This is a genomic window from Streptomyces sp. NPDC008139, assembly GCF_042957025.1.
Classification (GTDB): Bacteria; Actinomycetota; Actinomycetes; order Streptomycetales; family Streptomycetaceae; genus Actinacidiphila.
The window spans coordinates 25,710-48,033 of sequence record NZ_JBIBHM010000005.1; the positions used below are offsets into that span (position 1 = coordinate 25,710).

Below are 22,324 nucleotides of genomic sequence, written 5' to 3' on the forward strand. Positions count from 1 at the left end.
TCGGCCTCCCCCGCAGGTCCCAGCTATGCTGCGGGGAGCGGGCCCTTAGCTCAATTGGCAGAGCAGTGGACTTTTAATCCATTGGTTGTGGGTTCAAGTCCCACAGGGCCTACGGGGTCCGGCTCCTTCGGGAGCCGCTGACCTGCGGGTTTGGTGCCCCGGTCGTCGGAAGACGGCCGGGGCGCAGCCGTGCCAGGGGGCGTGCGTGAGCGATGCGTGAGCGGGTGGGCGACACCCAGGGTTTGGACGAGCTGAAGGGCGCCGTGGGCCTTCCAACGACTCGACGCTGCTGCTGGGCAACGGTGCCGTCGACCTCCAGCCGGTCGGGGGACTGCATAGTTGCCGTATGGCTGTGGAGATAATGGTGTTGACCGAAGCCCACGAGGCGGGCCTGCGCGCGCTCGTCGTCGGTGAGAACTGGAGACAGTTCGAGGTGGACTTCTTCGAGGCCCGGCACCGCCCGTGGGAGAGGATCTACGTTGCCGTCCTCGATTCGGCGGTCGTGGGCTTCATCGAGGGCACTTTCAGCGACTCAGGCGAGTTTGACTCGGGCGAGCTCCCCCCTCCCCGCGCAAGGATCATGAATTTGCTGGTCGACTCGTTGAGCCGGCGTGAGGGGGTCGGTACGGCGTTGATGCACCAGATCACCAAAGACGCAGTCGCCTCTACCCTACAGGCGGTCGTTCTGTACGCCGACCCGCGGGATTCAGCCGGTCGGATGGCGTTCTTCGCTAGATGCGGATTTCGGAGGCTACGGGGCACAGAGATGCTTGGCGCCGAACTGGGAACCGTTGTTGAGCGCACGACTTAGAACGTGGCGCATGCGTTGAGTCGGTCATGGGTGGGGTGTTTAACTGGATAATCGGGCCAGGCTGTTGAAGAACGCAAGGGCATTGAATCTGAAGGAAACGGACCACAAGAAGCACTTAACAGACGCTGCTCGCGCCGAACATCTACGTGCCGCTAGGTGGGTGCGTACGCAGAGGATCTAGGCGTTCGAGCCGATCATTTCCTGGTCGACGGGATCATTCATGGAGGCTTGGCCCTAACCCACGAGCCACCGTTGCGTCCTCGGGCGCACCGTGGAGTTTGCGGTGGTACGCGAGTGCCTCCCGGTCAATCTGGTGTTCCGGTATCTCGCAGAGCGTTCCGAGTACTGTGCTGTCCTCCCTGCTGACGACCGTGAGGTCGTCGTTGATGACCAACATTCCTGCGTCCATAAGCACATGGCAGTTGGCGCACAAACACAGGAGATTCTCGATAGCGTCTGGGCCTCCGTGAGGTCCCCCTAGCGCGTTGATGTGCGCTGCCTCGGCGTAAGCGCGGCCACCCCGTAGTTGAAGACGGACTCCGCAGACCTGGCAGGTGAAGTCGTGGATTTGTTTGACGAAATCGGCAACGGCTGTGCTGCGGACGATACGCTGGATTGAAAGGGGTGATCGGGTACCGATGACCGACATAGCATCGTCGCGCGGTGGAAGGGCTGCACCCTGCTCGCCAGGCGTGCGCCGAACGAGGCGGAATTGCCACACACGTCGATCCGGCCCCTGTGCAGACCAATAGTCGTCAACTGTGTAGAGCCCGTCGTAGCGATAAGTTTGGGCACCGGAGGTGTCTGCGACGTGACGCACGACACGGACGGGAGCGCGAGTTGATGCACTCGTCGCCAAAGCGGCATTGCCGCGGGTTAGTTGCTGATCGCCCAGCGTCCCTTCGCCGGTGTAGATGATGACGTCACCGTGGTCCTCGTCATTGGCCGGCTCTCCACTGAGGAGGACCGACTCGGCGCCAAGCCTTGCACTACCGGCAATGGCGGCCATCAACTGCCGGTGGACGCCAGCCCGGACTAGGGCTCTGCGATCGTCGAACCGACGCCCCGGCAGGATCCCCGGCACTGCACCGAACCCAGCGAGCGAAGACTGTGCGTCTGCGGTTGGACTCGCCTGCCCCCCCGGCAAGGCTGTCGCCAACTCCCGAACTCTGGCGCGTTCCTGCTTGCGCGCCGTGCGCGCCCGGAAGAGGGCTTCGTGGAGTCTATCCGCGCGGGGAGCCTCGCGTACGGCCTGCCCCTTTGCCTCTTTACCGGCCACGGACATGGTGGCGAGTCCGATGAGGACCTGGTCGAGTCGTTCCGGAGTCGGGAAGGTCCGCCCGTCAAGGTAGGAGTCCAGGGTGCGGGCACTCACCTCACAGCAGCGGGCCACCGCTTCGGTGGCCATACCGCCGCACTCATCCCAGAACGCACGCAACTCCGCAGTGAAGTCGGCCTCTTCCGGTGTGTGGCGCGGGGTGGCAACGCCGGTCAGGCGCGTTTCCTCCGCGATGGCCTCTTCGGCCGCGCGTCGGCGCTCTCGCCACCAGCCACGTTCCGCAGCAGTGCCACCTGTCCATGTGTCGACGATAAGGTCCAGCGTCTGCACACTCGGCAGGCGGGTACCGTTTAGGGCCGCGTAGACCGCAGTCCTCGACGCACCACGCGTGACTGCCGCGTCGACTGTTCCGTCAGTCCTTTCCCGGAGCTCGCGAAGGGCTCGCGCAAAGGTAGGCAGGGCCCCGTCACCCCTTACAGGAAGAGTTCGGGCCACATTTTCACCGTGATGTACATCACACATCCCTCCTGTATGCGAGTGACCTGAATCACAATCACCCTGTCTGTAGTGCCTCTGAGCTGCTGTGGTTCGAATGTATCTCAGTCCCGCGATGTTTTCTGCGGATACGCGGGTCCTGGAAGGTCTGCAATCGTTGCGTCAACGGCTGAGCTGGCTGCTCCCAACGAGCGACGGCTCCCTGCGTCAACAGGAAGCCGTCTCTGCGCGTAGTCCCCATCTATAGGTACGGAGAACCACATGTCTGAGGGTACGGGGAATGCTCTGCATGGCGAAGCGGGCCAGGGCCGGGGCGGAGTCTCGGGTGCGGAGCATGTGCGGCGCTCGACCCGCTGGCTGGCTCCCGCCGGTTTGGCGATGACGAGCGCAGGCTCCCTTGCTGCCGGACTCCGGGGCAACATGACCATTGCCGTGATGTCGGTCGCCCCGAGCCTGATCTTGGGCTCGTTCTTCTTCTTCGGGGTGGTCTGCCCGGCGGTCTGGTCTCGGAAGCCTCAGCGCCAGAAGGCTGCCCACGACGTGATGATCTCCCTCCTTGATCTTGCTCCGCGACGGAGCGCGGGTCGACGCCGGGGTCGGGTCGGTTAATCCATAGGGTCTCGTCAGTGGGCATTGGGAGAGGTGAGATCAGAAGCATCTGTTCTTCTATATGCGACACGGGTATTTTGTGACGTTTGGTCCGAGTTGTATGTCGACCTTTACCGGGGCGGTGATGCGGTGTCAGTCGCTGCCTTGGCGCCTGACGTCACTGCACGCGGAACGAGATTCGCCGCCTTCTCGGCGACCTCTCGGTCCAGCTCGGGGAGGAGGCTGGTGTACGTGTCCGAGGTCAGGGCGATCGTGGAGTGGCGCAGCACCTCCTTCACCGTGTGGATGTCGCCGCCGCCCGCGTGGGTGAGGGTCGCGGCGACGTGGCGGAGGTCGCGGAAGGTGATTGGAGGGAGGCCGGTCGTTGCGTGGATGCGGCGGAAGGTCTCGGAGACCGTCTCGGGGTGGAGCCAGGAGCCGTCTTCGCGGGTGAAAACCTTGCCGGTGTCGTTCCAGGCCGTGCCCCACTTCTTGCGGTCCTTCTTCTGGCGCTTCCGGTGGGCGCGGAGGGCGGCGATCGTCAGACTGTCCAGGGCGATGGTGTTGGCGCTGCCGTCCGTCTTCGGCTCGGCCTCGTACGGATCCCACCCGTCGACCACGATCTCCTTGGCCGGGGTGATGAGGCCGGCCTTGAGGTCTACGTTGCTCCAGTCCTGGCCCACGGCCTCGCCGCGACGCAGACCGCGGAAGCCGACGAGGTGGAAGAGCGCGTACAGCCGGTCGTCCTGGGCGGCGTCGAGGAAGACGCCGAACTGCTGCGGTGTCCAGACCATGACCGGGCCGGGTACCTCGCCGGTCTGCCGCCACCGCCGGACGCGCTCGTCCGTCCAGAGCAGGGGTTTCGGCCTGCGGCCTGACGCGAGTTCGAGGTGGGAGGCCGGGTCGAAGGTGATGAGCTGCTGTGCGATGGCGGAGTTGAGCGCGGCGCGCAGGGTGCGGCGTATCGCCTGCTGCGTCGCGGGACCGGTCATCTTGCGGAAAGGCGGCATCTCGGCGAGCTTCGTCCGCTCCGCCGCCAGCCGTGCCCGTTCGGCGGCAACGGGCCGACCCGGCGCGCTCGGCTTGCAGCGCGCGATCTGTGCCCGGCGCGCCTCGTTCTCGGCCGCGATGACCTCGTTGGTGTCAGCGATGCCGTCGAACATCTCCACGAGGTGGCCGACGTTGAGCCGGTCGAGCCGTACGCGCCCGATGCGGGGCTTGAGGTGGACGTTGACGTGCGAGGCGTAGCCGTTGAGGGTCGTCCTCCGGCGCTTCTTGGACGCGAACCAGAGGTCCAGCCACTCCCCGACCGTCGTGCCGCCGCGGAGGTCGAGCCCGGAGCGGAGGCGTCGGCGGATCTCCTCGACGTTGGGCAGCGGCGCTTTCTCCTCGACCAGACGTTCCAGCAGGGCCGCGACGCGCTCGACGCTGTCCGGGTCGTCGGTGTCGGCGAGGCCGAGGAGAGTGCGGACGTGGTCCAGGTCAGCCTGGGCCGCCTTGAGGCTGTCGTACCCGGCGCGGCTGAAGGAGCGGCGGGTGCCGTCCTCGCGGGGTGGGAGTTCCTGGCGTACGGAGTAGGACCCGTGCTTGCGGCTCGCGAGCTTGGGGCAGTTGCTGCCGAGCGGCCGACCGGTGTCAGCGTCGCGGCAGTAGCAACGGCGGTGCGTCGAGCCCTTCATGGTGCTTCCCCCAGCAGGTTCAGAAACCGTCAGCCGGGGCGTCCTTCCAGACGATCTTGCCCTCGGCATCCATTGACCAGGTCCGTTGCGGTGCGGCTCTGCGCTCGCGCAGTTGGGGGCTGGGGCCGTCGTGGCCGTACGACTCGCCGGTGAACCACTGGAGCGCGTCGAAGGTGTCGGTCAGTTCCTCGTCGGGGAGCGCCTGTACGCGGTCCACGAGGCCGACGGGATAGATCAGGCAGATCGGCGCCACGTGCAGGGCCTTGGCGAGCACCATGACCTCGACCAGGGGGAGTTGGGCACGACGGCCGGATTCCATGTTGGCGATGACGTTGCGCGGGATGGCGTACCCGAGATCGGCGCAGGCGCGGGCCAGGTCTTCGCCGCTCATGCCCAGCTTTTTCCGAAGTCGGCGGACCTCGGCTGCCACCGTCGCCACGACCTGGTCGGCCCACTCGGGGGCGTTGTCTTCATTCTGCCCAGCATCAGCACTGCGTTGTGTCATGGCGACACAGTAGCTTGGTGCACCCTCCTGACCTGGGCTTGGAGCCGGATGCGAGACCGCGTTCGCCGAGAGCTGTATCTGGAGGAGGCGGCTATGCGTGAGAGCCATACGACCCGGCCGGTGGTCAGGGGCATGGCCAAGGACGAACTGCTGGCGCTGCCGGCGGCGGTGGACCTGGGGACGGCGAACCGGGCTCTCGGGCTGGGGCGGAGCAAGGGCTGTGAGTTGGCCAAGTGCGGCCAGTACCCGTGCCGCGTTCTGCGGTTGGGCAATTCGTACCGGGTGGTGACGGCCGAGCTGCAGGCCCTGCTCGGGCTCGCGGCGTGATGTGCATGGCCCCGGTACGTGCGCACGTTGGGCGCCGCCGAAGATCCCGTGGACTGCGGCAGACGTTCGTCGTACTGTCCGTGGTCGCTCGCGCGGCGCCAACCGCCGAGAACGAACGAGCCCCCGACGCGCCAACGCCGGAGGCTCACAACTCCCCTGTACGCCAGAAACGTTCAACCCAGGTGGGGCGGGCCGGCCAGCCTGCATCCACCGGTCGAGGAGCTACACATGCAGCCTATGACAGCTGCTGTCCGGGACGCACCCCCTGCGGCGGCCTGGCCGCCGGTCACCGTACCCGGTCAGCCGGACCGTACGACGCGGCAGCCGCTCGCTGGATTGACCGCCGAGCCGGAGCCGTCCGGCGACCGGTCGGCTGTGGTGACCGGGCCTCTTCCGGTCACCAACCGGCTGACTGGAACGCCCGGTCGCCTGACCGCGGTCACTGACCGGGAGCCGGTCACCCCGGTCGGTCAGCTGACGGGTCCGGTCGATCCACCGCCGAGGAGTGCGCTCTCGGAGGGCGCTGACCTGCTGACCGAGCTGCGGTCAGCCATTGCCCGGTACGTGGTCATGCCGAGCGGTGAGGCCCTGGACGCGGTCACCTTGTGGGTCGCGGCCACTCATCTGCAACCGGCGTGGCAGCACGCGCCGCGCCTGGCGGTGGTCGGCCCGGCGAAGCGGTGCGGGAAGTCGCGGCTGCTGGACGTGCTGCACGACACCGTCCATGACCCCTTCATCACGGTCAACTCGACCCCGGCGGCGATCTTCCGGTCGATCACCGAGCAGCCGCCGACACTGCTGGTGGACGAGGCGGACACCATCTTCGGCAGCGTCAAGGTCGCGGAGAAGAACGAGGAGATGCGCGGGCTCCTCAACTCCGGTCACCAGCGCAACCGTCCCACTACCCGGGTCGTCGGGCCGGAGCACAAGCCGACCAAATTCCGCACCTTCGCCATGGCGGCGCTGGCCGGGATCGGCGACCTGCCTGACACGATCATGGACCGCGCCGTGGTGATCCGGATGCGCAGGCGCGGGCCGGGGGAGAAGGTGCTGCCCTTCCGCTCCCGCCGTGACACCCCACAGCTGCACAATTTGCGGGACCGGTTGGCTGGGTGGCTCGTGCCGCTGACCGACGTGGCGGCGTCTATGGAGCCGGTGATGCCGGTCGAGGACCGGGCGGCGGACACCTGGGAGCCGCTGGTGGCGGTCGCCGACCTCGTCGGAGGCGGGTGGCCGCAGCGCGCCCGGCAGGCGTGCCGCGTGCTGACGGCGCAAGAGGAAGGCAACGATCAGGAGGCCGCGCTGGCGATCCGCATCCTGGCCGACATTCGCGCGGTGTTCGCCGCGTGCGGCGACCCGGCGCTGCTGTCGACCGAGCAGCTGCTTGCCGCCCTGCACGCCGACAGCGAGGCTCCCTGGCGCGAGCACGGCCCCCACGGCCTGACCGCACGTGGCCTGTAACTGCTGCTGAAGGACTTCGGCATCGGCGCAACCAACCGCCGCTTTCCCGACCGCAGCCAGCGCCGGGGCTTTGCCCGCCACCAGTTCGCCGACGCCTGGGCTCGCTACTGCCCTCGGCAGGAGGTGGCTCCAGGCGGCGAGCGCTGACCCGCATGCACCCGCCCCACCCGTCCCCGTGCAGGTCAGCACGGGGACGGGTCGTTTCCCCGCAACGGGTCGACCCGCATCAAGATTCCACCCGTACCTGCGCCGACCAGGAACGCAACGGGTGGGACGGGTCGCGCGGTCTCCGGTGCGGAAACGACCCGGGACGCGGCTATGTGAAGTGTGAACGGTCACGCATTCCCACGTCCGGTCGCGAAATTCCCCCGGTTCCCGAGACGGCGCTCCTTATCCTGCTCTCCTGATCCTGCCGCCCTGACCGCGCGTGCAGCCGAGGCTCGTCAGCATCAGAGAAGGGGAAGCGCTGTGTCGAGCCTCGGGGAAGTCCGTGCGGCACTCGGTGAGCTGGAGGGGCGTCCCTTCACTGCCATCGGCCGAGCTGCAACGCTCGTCTGGCTTACCTTCGGTGGCGAGGTGCCATGGGTCAATGGTCGGGGCGATGAGATGGTGCGCGAGCTAGCTGTTCACCTGCAATGCCGGTGGCGGCTCGTCCGCGGCGCCGCGGTGTTGGTCGAGGAGGGCGATCTCTATGTTCCGGGAGCGTGCGCCCCGGCTGAGTTCGCTGCCGGGAACGAGATTGGCACCGCGCGGTTCGACGACCGTGTCGAGGGCGTCACGCGGCTTCTCGCCGCAGAAGCGCCGGTGGTCGACGCCGTGAGTATCGGCGACGAGTTCGACCTTCGTCTGACGCTGTCGTCCGGCATGACCTTGGAGGTGTTCCCGGCAGGGCGTGAAGGACGGGAAGACTGGCGTTTCCTCGGCTCAGGGGGAGGCGGCCAGCACTACGTTGTGGAGAACGGCTCGGTGTTCACCGTCTGAGACTGCTCGGCTCAACCGGACACGCATCGCCTCCGCCGTCCGCATGGGGATAAGTGACCGTTGGGTGGGGAATCACGTGACGCTCAACTCGTCAAAGCTGGGGAGTTGCGTGGTCGTCGACAAGAAGAGCCGGGACGAGGCAGCGTCGGGGCAGGCCATCTGCGGCGCAGCAAGTTGTGGGGTAAGTACTCCTTGCGCCCCGGCGGAGCAAGTTGTCGCGCGCGACGGTCCTACGGCCCGACTTGCGCATGTGCCCCGCCGGGGGACGGGGACACGAGTACCGAGCGAGGGTGCCCGGGTCCTGGGGGAGACGATGCGGCCTCTGCCTGTCCGCGTGTTAGCCGCGGACCGCAGGCGCAAGGGATCCGTCCAGCGTGATGCCGATGCTCTCCCGGGACTTGACTCTCGTCAGCGTCGTCCGCGGTTACGGGCTCGTGTTGAGGGCGCGTGCCAGGGCCGTCGCCTGCTCTGCCATCGCCCGCTTCCACGGCGCTTCGTCCTGCTCGGCGATCTCCCTCCACAGGGATGCGGTCGCCGTACCGAAGGCCGCGAGTGCTTCGGGTGCTGCGTCGCGCCATGACGGGAAGTGGTTGGCGAATTCGATCGCGGCCTCGGCCAGGTGGCCGGCGTGCATGAGGCGCAGCGCGAGGGCGCCCGGGTCGATCCATGCCGCGCCGCGCGTCGGCCATGCCCAGTCGATGAGCCGCGCCCGCCCGCTGGCGATCAGGACGTTGTCCGGGGCGAAGTCCGTGTGCAGCAGCGCGTCACCGTCAAAGTGCTGCAACGTGCCAGGCGACGCGTACTGCGCCCACCGATCGACGGCCTGCTTGATGTCGATGTCAGCCGGTGCGGTGATCCGTTGCAGTTCGGCGAGTGCCGCTTCCACGAGGGGAAGGTCCGGGGAGCCGGGGGTGTAGTCGGCGTGGCGGCCGTTGACCACCTCGTAGCCGAGGAGGCTCCAGCCGCCTGCTTCCAGGTGCCAGTACAGGCGTGGGCAGGAGGCGGGCAGGTGCGCGGCCACCGCCGCCTCGCGGCGCTGAGCGCCCACCTGGGAGTGGTCGGTCGGGATGCCCTTCACGAAGACGGGGCCGCTGTCCGTGTCGAGGACGGAGGCGATTCCGGAGTTCATGCCGCCGAACGCGGTCACCACTTGGTGCACAGCGCCGGTCTTGTCGCCGACGGCCTGGCGGACGTCGGCGGGAAGCTGCTCGAAGGGGATACGGGACATGGACACGACGCGCGGTTCCTTGGCTGCTGGGGGATGGGGGTGCCGCCCCGGCCAGGGTACGGCCGGGGCGGCACTGGTCACGCCCGCTGAGGGTTAGTACGGCTGGTCGTCGCCTGCCGAGCAGGAGCACTCGGCTCCCTCGGCCGCCTCGTCCAGGTCGGCGATGACCTGGAACTCGTCGTCCCCGATCGGAACGACGGCCAGCGGTACCGGCAAGACGCCCCTCGGTTCGGCAGGCGGTCGCAGGCCGATGGCGACCATCACCGGTTCGCGCGGCGGGGCCGGTGCTGCGGTGGGTGGAGTCATGATCCGTAACCTCCGTGTTGGCAGTAGAGATCTCTGCGGTCCCCCGCCTCCTGGTAGAGCTTGGCCAGCGGGCGACACGTACGGCACGTGCCCGCGATCGTGCAGCCGGAGCAGCCACCGGTGCGGAGCTGGAGGGACTCGGCGATCGCGCCGAGCCGGGGGAGGGCTTCGACGCCCTCGGTGATGAGGTTCACGCTCGGGTCGCGGCCGACCTTGCAGATCGACGCGATGCCGTGCGGGTCGACGTGGAAGAACGTGTGGCCGGCGTTGCAGCCGGTGAAGACGCTCCGGGGCCGCAGGTGGTCGTACGCCTGGGTCGCCAGAGGATTCGCTTCCCCGTCGATCGTGGGCGACATGCTCGTGTAGACCTGGCGCGGGAAGCCGTATGCCTCGGCCAGCCCGACCATGGCGTCGACTTCGTGGGCGTTGTCGTCCGAGACGATCACGTTGAGCCGGATCGGTAGCTTGTCCTCGCGGGCGGCGTCCAGGCCCTCCACGAACCGGCCGAAGGCCCCGCGGTTCCGCGTGACCGCGTCGTACGTCTCGGCCGTCGCCCCGTACAGGCTCACGGTCAGGCGGTACGGGCGGAGGCGGGCGAACAGCTCCCGGATCGGCCGCTTACGCAGCGAGCTGCCGTTCGAGGAGACCTGGACCATCATGCCGAGTTGGTGGGCGTACTCGTACGCCGCGCCGAACTCGCGGTCGATCAGCGCCTCTCCGCCTGTGATCTGCAACCACAGGACCCCGGCGTCCCGCATCACACGGAGGAGTCGCTGCTTGCCGTCCCAGTCCAGGCCGGCGAAGCGCTTTTCCCCGAGGTAGCAGAACTCGCAGTCGTAGTCACAGCCGAGGTTGATCTCCCACGACGCTTTGGCGTAGCCGTATCGGGACCGCTCCCGGACAAGAAGAACGTCACGAAGTCCGGTCTGCGGAAGCTCCGTGCCCCACGCCCGCGCGGCCGCGTTGACCAGCCAGGCCGGGACCTTCTGATCGTTGGCGGTAGCGCCCCGCAGCTCTTCGTAACGGACTTCGGGGATGCGTACGCCTGCGGCTTGACCGGGCTGAACAAGCAGGTGCTGGCCTAGGAACGGACTGGCGACGAGGAGTGGCGCCGGACTGTACGACGTCTCTCTGTCTCTGGTGACGAGCGGGTGTGCGGTCACGACGACCTCCACGAGTAGGCGAGCGGTTAATCCGGCTGGTGGGTGGCCCAGTCCTCGAGGGCGGCGACGAGCGCGGGGCGGACCTTCGACTCGAGAAAGTCGGCGTGGGCGTGCAGCTTCGCGGCGACATCGGCGAGGCCGTGCGGGTCCAGGCCGAGGATCCAGCGCCCCACGCAGACCTGGAGGTTGACGACCGGCACACGGAGGCTGGGATCCGGGTCGTAGGGGTTGCAGTCGATGCTCCCCTCGAAGACCGCGTCCTCCTCCACCGCTCCCCAGACATCCGGGGCGGTGATGGGCATCATCGGGCCTTCGAAGAGGTTCCGGTGGTTGATGCCGGCCAGCCGTACCGGCAGCCGGTCCAGGGGCACATTGGCCTCGGTCGGGTCGTCCTCCGCCCAGGCGGGTAGGTATCCGGACGTCGCCGATCCGCTGTCGGTGGTGATCGTCCACCTCCCCGGGGTGCTCCAGGGAGGAGGCGTCCCGTCGGACGGCCCGAGTTCGAACCAGACGACCTTCCCCGCCGGATCGGGTGTGCTTCCCCAAGCGGTGGCCAGGGACTCGACCATGAGCAGGCCGCGTCCGCCCTCCGCCTCCGGCGAGCAGTGGCGTCGGTGCGGGCGGGTAGGGCTCACATCGGTGACCTCGACCCGGACCCGCAAGCCGGTCCAGCGCACGGCCACCGCGCAGGAGGAATCGGTGTACCGGACGGCATTCGTGATCAGCTCGGTGGACAGCAACTCCAGGTCGTCCAAGGTGTCGTCGGACACCGGAACATCCCAGTCCCGCACTAACGCGACGATCTTCCGCCGGGCTTCGGGCACCGCCTCGGACTCGGCTTCGACGCGGAATCCGAATGTAGGAGGGCAGGTATCCGAGATGGTGTCGGACATTGCTGGGGACCTTTCGAGACGCTGGATGCCGTGCCATGCCGCTGACTTGGGCGCAGTACGGGGCTTGTCGTTTCCTCCGGAGGCCAGCTCCTGGAGGGAATCTCAGACTGCTCCAGGGACCCGTTCTGGGATAAGGCCAGCGTGGACACCCATGGTGGGTAAACTCGCAGTAAGTGATCCCGTGTGACGATGAGCGATCACACTCCCGCACCAGGGGGCGCCGGGCATGATCGAACCCACAGCAGCGATCGGCCTGCCCGCTCGTCTGCTGGCAGATCCCGAGATGATCGCGGCCTGCGCCGCGCGGGACTTCACCAAGATCTTCGGCTTGGCGAAAGCAAGGGGCGGTATTCACGTCTCCCGCATCGCCCGCCAATGTGAGCTGACACCGAGCAGGGTCGGCGAGGTCATTTCCGGTCGCCGGACCATCACGAACATGAACGTGATCGAACGCATAGCGGACGGCCTACGCGTTCCCGGTCACATGCTCGGCCTCGCGCCGCGGGACTGGGAGGAACGAACTCCGGCCCCCGCTCCGCCCGTGCGCGGATTCGCCGAGGAGACCCCTGGAGTGAGCTTCCTCCCAGGACAGCCAGAGGATCTGGACGGCATTCTCGCCATCGCGGCGGCCACGAAAGTAACGCCGAGCACGCTTCGGTCCCTCCAGACCTCGATCGAGGACTATTGGCGGCGGGACGACGAGCACGGTGGCGAGGCCCTACGGCCGGCTGTGATTGCGCAACTCAGGTACGTCATGGGCTTACTGGCCGACAGTACGGATCCGAACTACCGGCGCAGTCTGCACGGCATCGCTGCGGAACTCGCCCGGCTGGCCGGTTGGACGCTTTTCGACGCACGGCAGTACAGCACAGCGAGGGCGTACTTCACCCAGTCCCTGCGCCTGGCCCGCGCGATCGACGACCGGGCCTTCGTCGCCAACGTCCTCGCCTGTCTGAGCCTCCAAGCCACTTATCAGGACCGGGCCGAGGAAGCTGTCACACTGGCACGGACTGCCCAGGACGTTGCTCGCCACGACGGCGGCACTCCGAGACTGATGGCGATGCTGTACGTCCGCGAAGCGTTCGGCCACGCCAGCGCACGTGACCGACCAGCGACCCATGCAGCCATCGTTGAGGCGCAGTTGCAGTTCGGGCGGGTCGGATTCGCAGACGACGACCCACCGTGGGTGAATTACTTCGACCGCACCAAACTCACCGTGGACATCGGCATCGCGCTCGGGCAGCTCGGGGATGCGGGTGCCGCCGAGCCGTTGATCGCGGAAGCGCTGCGCGATGAGCCGGAGACGAACCTGCGTGGCCGGGCCTTCCATTCCTTCTGGCTGGCGAGGACCCAGCTGCAACGCGGCCAGGTGGAGGAGGCATGCCGAGCGGCGAATGACGCCCTGAACCTGTCCACGACCGTCGACTCGCCCCGTGTGACCTCACACTTGCGGGACTTCCGTCACCTGCTCACACCATTCCGCACGTTCCAGCCAGTCGCGGAACTGGACGCCAGGCTGGCGGAGACAGCAGGCTGATCAGAGTCCGGCCTCGTCCAGCAGCAGGTAGAGAACTCCCACGAGCGTTCCGCTGCTGACGATTTCACGCCGGTCGATCATGCTGCGCAACTCGGACAGCGGGATCCATTCAAGCCGGTCGGACTCGTTGAGTTCGGTCGGCGGACCGGCGTACTCGACCGCGTCGGCGCGGAAGACGAAGTGTTCCGAGTCGGTGATCCCGTTGGCCGGCTGGGCGTAGATCAGCGGCGTCATCTCGCTGGTACGCCAACCGGTCTCCTCCATCACCTCGCGGGCGGCAGCCTCGGCCGGGGTCTCGCTGGCCTCGACCAGACCCATAGGCAGTTCCCACGCCCATGAGTCCGTGATGAAGCGGTGGCGCCACATCATCAGCACCTGCTTCTCACTGTTCACTACGGCTGCCACTGCCAGGTGTCGCAGCTTGAGCACGTGATGCTCCCACCGCCGCCCGTCCGGCTGTTCGACATCGACCAACCACACGTTCACCCAGGGGTTCTCGTAGATCGGACGTTCCCCGTGGATCTTCCACTGCATCGCCGCGGCCCCTCTCGATCTGCCTCAGCATCTCAGATCCGGGACTGCTGGGCCGCCGTTCAGGGCGACTTCACGTCATACTGACGACTAGCTGGCGAAGCCACGGGGCAGCGATGGAACGAGGCCAGCCGCACGGCCGAATGCGTGAGCGATGCGTGAGCGGATGTGCCAGCACCCGGCACCTCCTGCCGGACAAGTCGGCAACCTGCTGGCGTCTGACCTGCGGCTTTCGGACGGCCGCCCACCGCTCACCACCGTTCGGCACCCTCTGACCAGGACTTTTAATCCATTGGTTGTGGGTTCAAGTCCCACACGGCCTACGGGGTCAGGTCTCGTGACGAGGCGCTGACCTGCGAATTCACGGTGCTCCGGCTGCTTCGAGCGGCCGGGGCACTGTCGCGTGGGAGCCTGAGTGCCAGCGTCGTCGCATGCTCCGCCATCGTCCTATTCCACGGCGTGGCGTCCTGCTCGGCGATCTCCCGCCACAGGATCGCGGTCGCCGTCCCGCGCATTTGCGGGACTTCCGTGACCTGCTCATGCCGTTCCGCACGTTCCGGCCAGTCGCGGAACTGGACGCCCGGCTGGCGGAGACAGCAGGCTGATCAGAGTCCGGCCTCGTCCAGCAGCAGGTAGAGGACTCCCACGAGCGTTCCGCTGCTGACGATTTCGCGGCGGTCGATCATGCCGCGCAACTCGGACAGCGGGATCCATTCAAGCCGGTCGGACTCGTTGAGTTCGGTCGGCGGACCGGCGTACTCGACCGCGTCGGCGCGGAAGACGAAGTGCTCCGAGTCGGTGATTCCGTTGGCCGGCTGGGCATAGATGAGCGGTTTCATCTCGCTGGTGCGCCAACCGGTCTCCTCCATGACCTCGCGGGCGGCGGCCTCGGCGGGGGTCTCGTCGGCCTCGACCAGGCCCATAGGCAGTTCCCAGGCCCAGGAGTCCGTGATGAAGCGATGGCGCCACATCATCAGGACCCGCTTCTCGCTGTTCACCACGGCTGCCACTGCCAGGTGTCGCAGCTTGAGCACATGGTGCTCCCACCGCCGCCCGTCCGGCTGCTCGACATCGACCAACCACACGTTCACCCACGGGTTCTCGTAGATCGGACGTTCCCCGTGGATCTTCCACTGGCCAACCCCCGAGGCTCGTACGCTGGCCGCATGACGCGCTTGATCGTGGCAGCCGGCGGCGGGGGCGACGCGGTCGCCGCCGCGGTGGTGGACGCCGCCCTCTACGGAGGTGACGAGCCTGCCGTGATCCTCACGTACGCGTGGGACCGTCTGATCGTCGATCCCGTGCCGGGGCCCCGCAGGGCGGCGGATTTCAGGGGCCTTCGGCGGCTTACGCACAGCGTCCGGGCGGTTCCCGCCGACGCCAGGCCCGTCGCGCCCGCCGGTTCCACGCTGCCGCGGCTCGCGGCGGAGCTGACCTACACGTTCGCTCTCTTGGACCCCCATCACGGCGCCGAAGGCATGACACGTCAACTGGACGAGCTGATCGCGGAGTTCTCCCCTTCGACCGTCGATCTCCTGGATGTCGGGGGCGACATCCTCGCGCGCGGTGACGAGCCCGGGTTGAAGAGTCCGCTCGGGGACGCGCTCTCTCTCGCAGCCTGCGCTCGGGCCGACGTGCCGATCCGCCTGTTGGTGGCCGGACCCGGTCTCGACGGGGAGATCCCGGCCGATGTCCTGCGCGACCGCCTGGGCTCCCGCGTTCATACGCTTACGGCCGAGCAGGTCGAGCCCGTCAGCGCCGTGCTGGAGTGGCACCCCTCCGAGGCCACCGCGATGCTGGCCGCCACAGCCCGAGGCATTCGCGGCCTCTGCGAAATCCGGGACTCCGGACTCCCCGTCCCGCTCACCGACGAGGGACCGGCCGTCCACGAGGCCGACTTGGGGGAGGCGGCCGAGCGCAACGCACTGGCTCGCGCGGTCCGCACCACCACGAGCCTGGCTGAAGCCGAGCGGCACAGCCGCGAGGTCTGCGGCTTCTCGGAGATCGACTACGAGCGCGCCAAGGCCCAACGGCTCTCCGACCGGACGTCCGTGGCATTCGACGATGCCGCCGTCCTGGCCCGCGTCGCCCACATCGCGGCAGCGGCCCGGGCCCAGGGCATCACTCATACGACCTTCCGCCGCCTCACCGAAGCCCTCGGACTGCCCGGCACCCAACGCCGCGACCTGCGCGCGCTCCTGATCTCCACCCGCCCGGAGAACTACACGCCACCCCTGTGGCACTTCGGAGGGGAGGGGTAAGCAACAGTCGCCGACCTCACTCGCGCGCCCTGCGGAGGATCGCCCCCATGAAGCCGAGCCCCGCCGACCCCGAAGCCTGGAACGCCTATCTCGCCGAGGGCAACGCTACGCAGGCCCGTAAACGGGTCTCCGCCGACGTTCTCCTGCGCGATGAGGAAGGCCGGGTCCTGCTCGTGAAGCCCACCTACAAGCCGGGTTGGGACCTCCCGGGCGGGATGGCCGAGGCGAACGAAGCCCCGGATGATGCGGCACGCCGTGAGCTGAGGGAGGAACTGGGCCTCGACGTCACGCTCCACGGCCTTCTCGTCGTCGACTGGGTTCCCCCGCACGGCCCTTGGGACGATCACCTCGCCTTCATCTTCGACGGCGGCACGCTCGGTCGCGAGGAAGCGGCTTTCCTGCGGCCACATGACGACGAACTCGCCGAAGCTCGACTGGTCGCACCGGATCAGGCGGCAGGCATGCTCCGGCGCCGCCTGCGCAAGCGCTTCCTGGCGGCTCTCGCCCCCCGCGCCGACTCTGCGTCGTGCTTTCTGCGCGGAGACGCGGCCGCAGGTGAAGAAGACGAATGATCACGCTGACCTCAGCCTTCGCGGGCCGCTCCGGCGGGCCACACGACGCCGATCACTCGGCCGTCCTCGGTGAAGGGCGGGGCTCGGGGCCTCGGAGCCTTGAGGTCTCGCGCCTCGGGGGTTACGAGAAGAGGATGGGGCCGCGGTGGAGGATGTGGGGGACGTCGCCCCAGGGGCCGGGGGAGAGGGCGCCGCCGGTGACCTGGGAGACGGCGCGCAGGGTGGCGGTGGTCAGGGGGAGGTAGTCGTCCTCGTCGCCCGGGTCGGCGGTGGAGGCGCCCAGGGGTCGACCAGTTCACTCATGGGACGTCACGCGTGCGAGGTGAAAAATACGAGGTCACGCATGCGACTTCCCCCACGCGGCCCGCGCTCACCGCAGCGTGAAGACGGCCACGTCGTAGCGCTCGTCGACCGGGGCCGGCTTGTCGTACGGCTCGCGGTCCGCCGCCGCGGCCAGCCGGTCGAGGCCGGAGGAGAACTGAGTCGGCGTCAACAGGGCGAATTTCGACTGGGGTTGGGTCGTCATACGGGCGTGGTAGTCGCGCAGGCTGCGGGTCACGGGCTGGACGAAGGAGCGGATCTGGCGCAAGTCGAAGCCGGCGGCGGTGAATTCGGCCGTGACGTCGTCCTCGGCGGGAAAGCGGAGGGCGTCGGTGGCGCGCAGGGGAGGCCAGTAGTCGTAGACGACGGCGTCCAGGCGCTCCTTGAACGTGGTGCGGACGACGACCGAGCCGCCGGGGCGCAGGACGCGGGCGAGTTCGCGGGCGGCGGCGGTGCGGTCGGGGAAGTGGTGGATCACCCGGGAGAGCAGGGCGAGGTCGAAGGCGTCGTCGGCGGCGGGCAACGCTTCGGCGGTGCCGTGCGCGTACCGCACCGACGGGTGCGGGTGGTGCCGCCGGGCCTCGGCCAGCATGGCCTCGGAGGCGTCCACGCCCAGGACGCTCGCGCCGTCGATCCACCGGGCCATCGCCGCCGCGAACATCCCTGTCCCCGAACCGACTTCGAGCACGTCGGGCGCCGGGCGGTCGACGTAGGAGCCGATCAGGCCGACCCACGCGCGCAGGGCGTCATCGGGCATCTCGTTGCCCGACTCGTAGGAGCGGGCGAGCCGTTCGTCGTCGTAAGCACGCTTCATGCGGAACCGTCCTCAGGGTTGGCGGCCAGCGGCGTCGTACGTGGCCTGGCTCCGTTCGATCGCCGGATTGTTGTCGACCGCCCACTCGGCCAGGGCCACGGCGGGGGCGATGAGCGTGCGGCCCCGGGGGGTCAGCTCGTACTCGACGCGGGGCGGGACCTCGGCGTAGACGGTGCGGGAGACCAGCCCGTCGCGTTCGAGGTGGCGCAGGGTGCGGGTGAGCATGCGCTGGGAGATGCCGGGGACGCGCTGCTGGAGTTCGGTGAAGCGCAGGCGTTCGCCGTCGAGGGTGGCGACGACCAGCAGCGTCCACTTGTCGCCGACACGGTCGAGGATGCCCCGGATCGCACGGCCGCCGTCGCCGCGGATGAGGCAGGAGTGGCGGTACTTCGACATCGGCGCCCTCCGTCGAGTGATCACACAGCACACGCCCGGAGCACACAGCCCGTCGTACAACAGCCGGCACCGCGGCCGGTCCGTGTGCGTAAGGCACATCCATGTGCCTTTTGTAAGCGCCTCCATAGTCACCGATCGTGTGCTTACTTACAAGTCGTAACCATGACGGAGGACGCACCATGGAGACCGCCTACTGGATCCTGGCCGGACTGCTCGCGGTCTTCCACCTCTACGCGGGCGGCAAGAAGACCACGCAGAGCAAGGAGCGGCTCGCGCCCATGATGGGCTGGGTCGACACCGTCCCGATGCCCGCGGTCCGCGCTATCGGCGCCGTCGAGATCCTGGGCGCCGCAGGGCTCCTGCTCCCGCCGCTCACCGGCGTCGCCCCCGTCCTCGCGCTGGTCGCCGCGCTCGGCTTCCTCGTCCTCCAGGTGCTGGCCACCGCCCTCCACCTCTCCCGCGGCGAGGCCAAGGTCACCGGCCTCAACATCGCCCTCATCGCCCTCGCGGCCGTCACCGCCTGGCTCGCCACCACCTGGTGAGCGACGGCGCGCCGCCGTCCCGGCCGGTGATGTTGGCGAGTTGAAGCGGGTGGGAAATGTGGGCGTCACAGTCCGGGGTTAAGGTGCGCTCACACATGATCGGGGAAAGGCGCGCGGCCTTGGGGTTCCAGGGCCGTCGGCGGCTTGCGCCCGCATGGTCGGACGGCGGGCTCTGGGGGGTTCGCACGGAGGGCGAAGGAGTATCGCGATAGCACTTCGGATATGGCTCAGCAGCGCGGGGGTGGCCACGACCCAGGTGATGGGGATGCTGCGCGACAACCCGGACGCGGTGGACGTACGGATCTACGGGACCAATGTGCTGCGGGACGCGCCGGCGCTCGCGGCGTGCGATGTGGGGGAGTCGGAGCCGCGGTACGTCGGTGACGACGAATACGCCGCCTTCGCGGTCGAATTCTGCCGGCGGCACGCGATCGACGTGCTCATCCCGCCCAGACGGCTGGCGGCGCTCGCCGGGCGGGCGGAGGAATTCGCGGCGGTCGGCACGCGGCTGATGTGCTCACCGCCCGAGGCGGTCGACGTGCTGACGAGCAAGGGCCGTACGTACGAGGCCGCGCGGGCGGCCGGGGTGCCGGTGCCGCCGTGGCGCGTGGTGTCGGACGCCGAGGGGTTCAGGGCGGCGGTCGGGGAGTTGGGGGAGACCGGGGAGCGGATGTGCGTCAAACCCGCCGGTGAGTTCTCGGCGTTCGGCTTCCGCATCCTGGAGGACCGGCCGCTGCGGCTGAAGGACCTGCTGGCCGCGCCCGTACCCCTGGCGTCGGTGGCCTCGGTGGCGGGCGCGCTGAAGCGGGCGGCGGACGAGGGCGAGGCCGTACCCGAGTTCCTGGTGATGCCGTATCTGGACGGGCCCGAGGTCAGCGTGGACTGCCTGTCGGCTCCGGGCGGCGCCATGCTCACCGGCATCGCCCGCTCCAAGCAGGGGCGTTACCGGCTGCTGCTGGACGATCCCGCGCTCGTCGCCATCGCGCGGCGGCTGGTCGGGCACTTCCGGCTCGCGTATCTGTCCAACGTCCAACTCCGGTACCGCAGGGGCCGACCGGTGCTCCTTGAGGCCAACCCCCGTGCCTCCGCGGGCATTTTTCAGACCGCCTTCACCGGGGTGAACCTGCCGTGGTCGGCGGTACGGCTGCTGCTGCGCGGTGACGCGGGCGCGCTTCCGGCGCCACGGCTCGGCGGCCGGATCGCGATCACGGAGAGCGCGACGGAGATGGCGGCGGCCATCCAACTCCCGGAGCCCGCACCGCTTCTGGAGCCCGCGGCGCTTCTCGAACCCCCGGCGCCGCTCCCCGAGCCCGTACGCGTCCTCACCGGCATCGACGGCGCCCGCAGCGCCGCCCTGCGCACCGCCGCACGGGACGTCGTCCCGCCGGCACCGCTCCTCGGAGAGACGGCCACAGCGGCGAGCTGAGCCCCCTCCAGGGGCCGCGCGAGGCCCGGCGCCCAAGGCCCGGCGCCCAAGGCCCGGCGCCCAAGGCTCCGCGTAGAAGATCCCCCCAAGGCCCCGCGCAAAAGGTCCCGCCCAAGCTCCCGCCCAAGGCCCCCGGGCCCCGACCCCGCCTCAGTCGATCGCCCCGCCCGACCCGTCCGACCGCCACAGCACACCGGGTGCCGTCTCCTTCGGCTCCTCGTACCACCCTTCCGGCCGCTGCGGCCGGGGAATCTCGCCGCCCTGCCGCAGCATCCGCCCGTCGCGTACGTGCCGCCCGAGCAGGGCGCCGCCGAAGACGACGAAGCCGACGCCGACCAGCCAGGTGACGACGGTGAGCACGGTCCCGACGGGGCCGTACGTGACGGCGTTGGAGACGATCATCGGGGCGAAGAAGAGGTGCGAGAAGAGCCGGAGGCCCGCGAGGCCGAGCATGGTGAACACGGCGCCGGGCAGGGCGGTACGGACGTCCACGCCGCCGCCGAGCAGGAAGCGCTGGCCCCAGGCGAAGAAGACGACGCCGAGGACGAAGGTCAGGACGATGCGTACGCCGCCGCGCAGCAGCCCGCTGCCCATGAGCGCGGCGCTCTGCGACTCGCAGAACAGATAGGCGGTGAGCACCGCGAGCCACACCGCGCGCCGCACGTCGCGGTGCCAGGGCCCGGACGGCAGGTCCCAGATCTTGCGGTAGCCGGTCTCGACGCTCGCCACGAAGGTGAGGCCGAAGTAGGCGAGCGAGGCCAGGCTCCACGCGCTGGTGGCGCTCAGGATGTTGCGCGGCGCCGCGAACAGGCTGCGGACGCTGTGCGAACCGTCCGCGTTCAGGCCCATGCCGTCGACGACCCACTGGGCGAAGCCGGGCCGGTTCTCCCACGGCGTCGCGGCGGCGACCACGACCAGCAGCGGCATCAGCGTGACGAAGCCGAGCGCGGCGAAGCCCATCGAACGGTGCATCAACTCTATGTGGGTGGCCTGCTTCCACAGCCGTCCCGGCGCGGACCGCTTCCAGGCAGCCGTCAGTCCAGCCATGGCCATGGTGTCACCTTCCCCCGCAGCATCACCGCTTGTGGATACCTGGCGGAGGACCCCGCGCGCAACTCGGGCCCCACAAAGCGCCGTTACGGGACACCGAATCGGGACAAGTGGCAGGGCGGGCCGGGGGGGCGGGGCCGCCGGGTGCTACTCCGGGACCGCGTCCGCCGCCACCGCGTCGTCGATGGCCTGCTGCACCTTCGACACCAGGGTGTCCGTGTCCAGCGCCGGATTCGCGGTGGCCAGCGCCTGCGCGAGGGTGTTGACGGTGGCGGTGAGCGCGGTCAGGCGCGTGATCAGCGTCTTGACGTCGGCGTTGGTGCCGCGCAGATAGCTGTACGCGTCGTGCGGGTCGGCCTTGCCGTTGAGCTGGCCCTTGTAGGCCCACAGGTCCTTGGGATCGGGCATGTCGTCCTCCGGGGTGCCGCTCGCCCACGCGCGCAGGGCGGCGGGGGAGAGGTAGGCGAGATTGCGGTCGATGGGGGTGCTGGTGAACTGCCAGAACAGCGGGCGCAGTCCGGACGGCGACGGCTGCGCGCGCTTCTCCGCGTCGGCGTACGACATGGCGCCCGCCGGATACGCCGGGTACCAGAGGAAGGCCGAATTGGCGGGCAGGTGCTTGGCCGCGATGTCGTCGGCGGAGGTGTAGACGCCGACGCGCTGTCCGGGGAACGCCTTCTGCACGGCGGAGATCCACGCGGAGGCGTACGCGCGGATCTGGGCGGCGGTACGGCCCGAGTAGTTGGCGCCGTCCGAACGGCGCTCCAGGTCCAGGACGTGCAGGAAGCCTTTTCTTGCATGGGACTTCACGGCGGCGACGTAATTGGCCGCCTCCGTGGCCGCGTTCTGATTCGGCCAGCCGAAGTGGTAGGCGCCCGGCACGAGTCCGGCGCCGATGATGCCCGCGATGTGCGTGGCGAATGCGCTGTCCTTGGTGTGCTCGCCCTCGCTCGCTTTGGCGAAGGCGAAGGTGATGCCGCTCCTGGCCAGGGACTTCCAGTCCTGATTGCCCTGGTACGACGAGACGTCGAGACCGCGAGACGTCGGCATGAGCCCTCCGGGTGGTCGTGGCGGGGCAGGCGTACAGTCCACCGTCACTCGCGGTGTCCGCGCAAGCGGAACGGGAAATACCGCTCCACCAGAGGGCGTACGGCGCCA

General features: G+C 68.7%; 20 protein-coding genes, 1 tRNA gene and 2 pseudogenes. 10 read left to right on the forward strand and 13 right to left on the reverse strand.

Translation table 11 applies throughout. The features are described 5' to 3' along the window. Positions 1-39: 39 nt before the first annotated feature. Together ACFZBB_RS11420 and ACFZBB_RS11425 are read left to right on the forward strand one after the other, a co-directional pair. A tRNA-Lys gene (locus ACFZBB_RS11420) sits at positions 40-112 on the forward strand. Positions 113-346: 234 nt separating this feature from the next. Continuing rightward, on the forward strand, positions 347-811 hold the full coding sequence (locus ACFZBB_RS11425; RefSeq protein WP_391120195.1) for a GNAT family N-acetyltransferase: 465 nt from the start codon (positions 347-349) through the stop codon (positions 809-811). Positions 812-1,025: 214 nt separating this feature from the next. On the opposite strand, the gene ACFZBB_RS11430 is transcribed toward ACFZBB_RS11425, so the two are convergent. The 3 genes and pseudogenes from ACFZBB_RS11430 to ACFZBB_RS11440 form a co-directional block, all read right to left on the reverse strand. Beyond that, a complete protein-coding gene (locus ACFZBB_RS11430; protein ID WP_391120198.1) occupies positions 1,026-2,420 on the reverse strand; it encodes a YDG/SRA domain-containing protein in 1,395 nt (464 codons plus the stop codon). 884 nt (positions 2,421-3,304) lie between these two features. Next, positions 3,305-4,852, reverse strand: coding sequence for a tyrosine-type recombinase/integrase (xerC, locus tag ACFZBB_RS11435; protein ID WP_391120200.1), 1,548 nt, complete (start codon positions 4,850-4,852; stop codon positions 3,305-3,307). 127 nt (positions 4,853-4,979) lie between these two features. Further along, positions 4,980-5,357 (reverse strand): annotated as a pseudogene (locus tag ACFZBB_RS11440) (helix-turn-helix domain-containing protein); the annotation flags it as partial. A gap of 93 nt (positions 5,358-5,450) precedes the next feature. Here ACFZBB_RS11440 and ACFZBB_RS11445 point away from each other — a divergent pair. The 3 genes and pseudogenes from ACFZBB_RS11445 (at position 5,451) to ACFZBB_RS11455 (ending at position 8,126) form a co-directional block, all read left to right on the forward strand. After that, the gene (locus ACFZBB_RS11445; protein WP_391120202.1) at positions 5,451-5,684 is read left to right on the forward strand and encodes a hypothetical protein; all 234 of its coding nucleotides are present in this window, start codon (positions 5,451-5,453) and stop codon (positions 5,682-5,684) included. 228 nt (positions 5,685-5,912) lie between these two features. Next, a pseudogene (locus tag ACFZBB_RS11450) lies at positions 5,913-7,292 on the forward strand (DUF3631 domain-containing protein). A gap of 321 nt (positions 7,293-7,613) precedes the next feature. Further along, a complete protein-coding gene (locus tag ACFZBB_RS11455; protein ID WP_391120204.1) occupies positions 7,614-8,126 on the forward strand; it encodes a hypothetical protein in 513 nt (170 codons plus the stop codon). A gap of 424 nt (positions 8,127-8,550) precedes the next feature. Here the strand turns inward: ACFZBB_RS11455 and ACFZBB_RS11460 are convergent, their stop codons facing one another. The 4 genes from ACFZBB_RS11460 to ACFZBB_RS11475 all read right to left on the reverse strand — a co-directional run bounded on the left by ACFZBB_RS11460 (position 8,551) and on the right by ACFZBB_RS11475 (position 11,716). Next, entirely contained in the window at positions 8,551-9,354 is an 804-nt protein-coding gene (locus tag ACFZBB_RS11460) for an aminoglycoside phosphotransferase (protein ID WP_391121053.1), read from the reverse strand. 93 nt (positions 9,355-9,447) lie between these two features. Beyond that, positions 9,448-9,660 carry a hypothetical protein gene (locus ACFZBB_RS11465; RefSeq protein ID WP_391120206.1) on the reverse strand — a complete coding sequence of 71 codons (213 nt, stop codon included), beginning with the start codon at positions 9,658-9,660 and terminating at the stop codon, positions 9,448-9,450. Then, positions 9,657-10,733: a radical SAM protein gene (locus ACFZBB_RS11470; protein ID WP_391121056.1), complete on the reverse strand. Its 1,077-nt coding sequence runs from the start codon at positions 10,731-10,733 to the stop codon at positions 9,657-9,659. Before ACFZBB_RS11470 ends, ACFZBB_RS11465 begins: the two co-directional genes overlap by 4 nt. Positions 10,734-10,849: 116 nt before the next feature. After that, positions 10,850-11,716: a DUF6907 domain-containing protein gene (locus tag ACFZBB_RS11475; RefSeq protein ID WP_391120208.1), complete on the reverse strand. Its 867-nt coding sequence runs from the start codon at positions 11,714-11,716 to the stop codon at positions 10,850-10,852. Positions 11,717-11,942: 226 nt separating this feature from the next. Between ACFZBB_RS11475 and ACFZBB_RS11480 the strand changes: the two genes are divergently transcribed. Then, positions 11,943-13,253: a hypothetical protein gene (locus ACFZBB_RS11480; RefSeq protein WP_391120210.1), complete on the forward strand. Its 1,311-nt coding sequence runs from the start codon at positions 11,943-11,945 to the stop codon at positions 13,251-13,253. On the opposite strand, the gene ACFZBB_RS11485 is transcribed toward ACFZBB_RS11480, so the two are convergent. Together ACFZBB_RS11485 and ACFZBB_RS11490 are read right to left on the reverse strand one after the other, a co-directional pair. After that, positions 13,254-13,787, reverse strand: coding sequence for an NUDIX domain-containing protein (locus ACFZBB_RS11485; protein ID WP_391120212.1), 534 nt, complete (start codon positions 13,785-13,787; stop codon positions 13,254-13,256). A 602-nt stretch (positions 13,788-14,389) separates the two neighbouring features. Next, complete coding sequence (locus ACFZBB_RS11490; RefSeq protein ID WP_391120214.1) at positions 14,390-14,875, reverse strand: NUDIX domain-containing protein; 486 nt, start codon at positions 14,873-14,875, stop codon at positions 14,390-14,392. 75 nt (positions 14,876-14,950) lie between these two features. Here ACFZBB_RS11490 and ACFZBB_RS11495 point away from each other — a divergent pair, with 75 nt between their 5' ends. Both ACFZBB_RS11495 and ACFZBB_RS11500 read left to right on the forward strand, forming a co-directional pair. After that, a complete protein-coding gene (locus tag ACFZBB_RS11495; protein ID WP_391120216.1) occupies positions 14,951-16,045 on the forward strand; it encodes a DUF1152 domain-containing protein in 1,095 nt (364 codons plus the stop codon). A 47-nt stretch (positions 16,046-16,092) separates the two neighbouring features. Beyond that, positions 16,093-16,617 (forward strand): NUDIX domain-containing protein, encoded by a 525-nt coding sequence (locus ACFZBB_RS11500; protein WP_391120218.1) that lies wholly within the window; start codon positions 16,093-16,095, stop codon positions 16,615-16,617. 370 nt (positions 16,618-16,987) lie between these two features. Here ACFZBB_RS11500 and ACFZBB_RS11505 read toward each other — a convergent pair whose 3' ends face one another. Together ACFZBB_RS11505 and ACFZBB_RS11510 are read right to left on the reverse strand one after the other, a co-directional pair. Further along, positions 16,988-17,752 (reverse strand): methyltransferase domain-containing protein, encoded by a 765-nt coding sequence (locus ACFZBB_RS11505; protein WP_391120220.1) that lies wholly within the window; start codon positions 17,750-17,752, stop codon positions 16,988-16,990. 12 nt (positions 17,753-17,764) lie between these two features. Further along, positions 17,765-18,148: a winged helix-turn-helix transcriptional regulator gene (locus ACFZBB_RS11510; RefSeq protein ID WP_391120222.1), complete on the reverse strand. Its 384-nt coding sequence runs from the start codon at positions 18,146-18,148 to the stop codon at positions 17,765-17,767. Positions 18,149-18,327: 179 nt separating this feature from the next. Between ACFZBB_RS11510 and ACFZBB_RS11515 the strand changes: the two genes are divergently transcribed. Continuing rightward, positions 18,328-18,690, forward strand: coding sequence for a DoxX family protein (locus ACFZBB_RS11515; RefSeq protein ID WP_391120224.1), 363 nt, complete (start codon positions 18,328-18,330; stop codon positions 18,688-18,690). Between the two features lie 241 nt (positions 18,691-18,931). After that, positions 18,932-20,116, forward strand: a complete 1,185-nt coding sequence (locus tag ACFZBB_RS11520; RefSeq protein ID WP_391120226.1) for an ATP-grasp domain-containing protein — start codon at positions 18,932-18,934, stop codon at positions 20,114-20,116. Positions 20,117-20,266: 150 nt separating this feature from the next. On the opposite strand, the gene ACFZBB_RS11525 is transcribed toward ACFZBB_RS11520, so the two are convergent. Then, entirely contained in the window at positions 20,267-21,169 is a 903-nt protein-coding gene (locus ACFZBB_RS11525; protein ID WP_391120228.1) for a YhjD/YihY/BrkB family envelope integrity protein, read from the reverse strand. A gap of 144 nt (positions 21,170-21,313) precedes the next feature. Next, positions 21,314-22,216, reverse strand: a complete 903-nt coding sequence (locus ACFZBB_RS11530; protein ID WP_391120230.1) for a GH25 family lysozyme — start codon at positions 22,214-22,216, stop codon at positions 21,314-21,316. Positions 22,217-22,324: the final 108 nt, after the last annotated feature.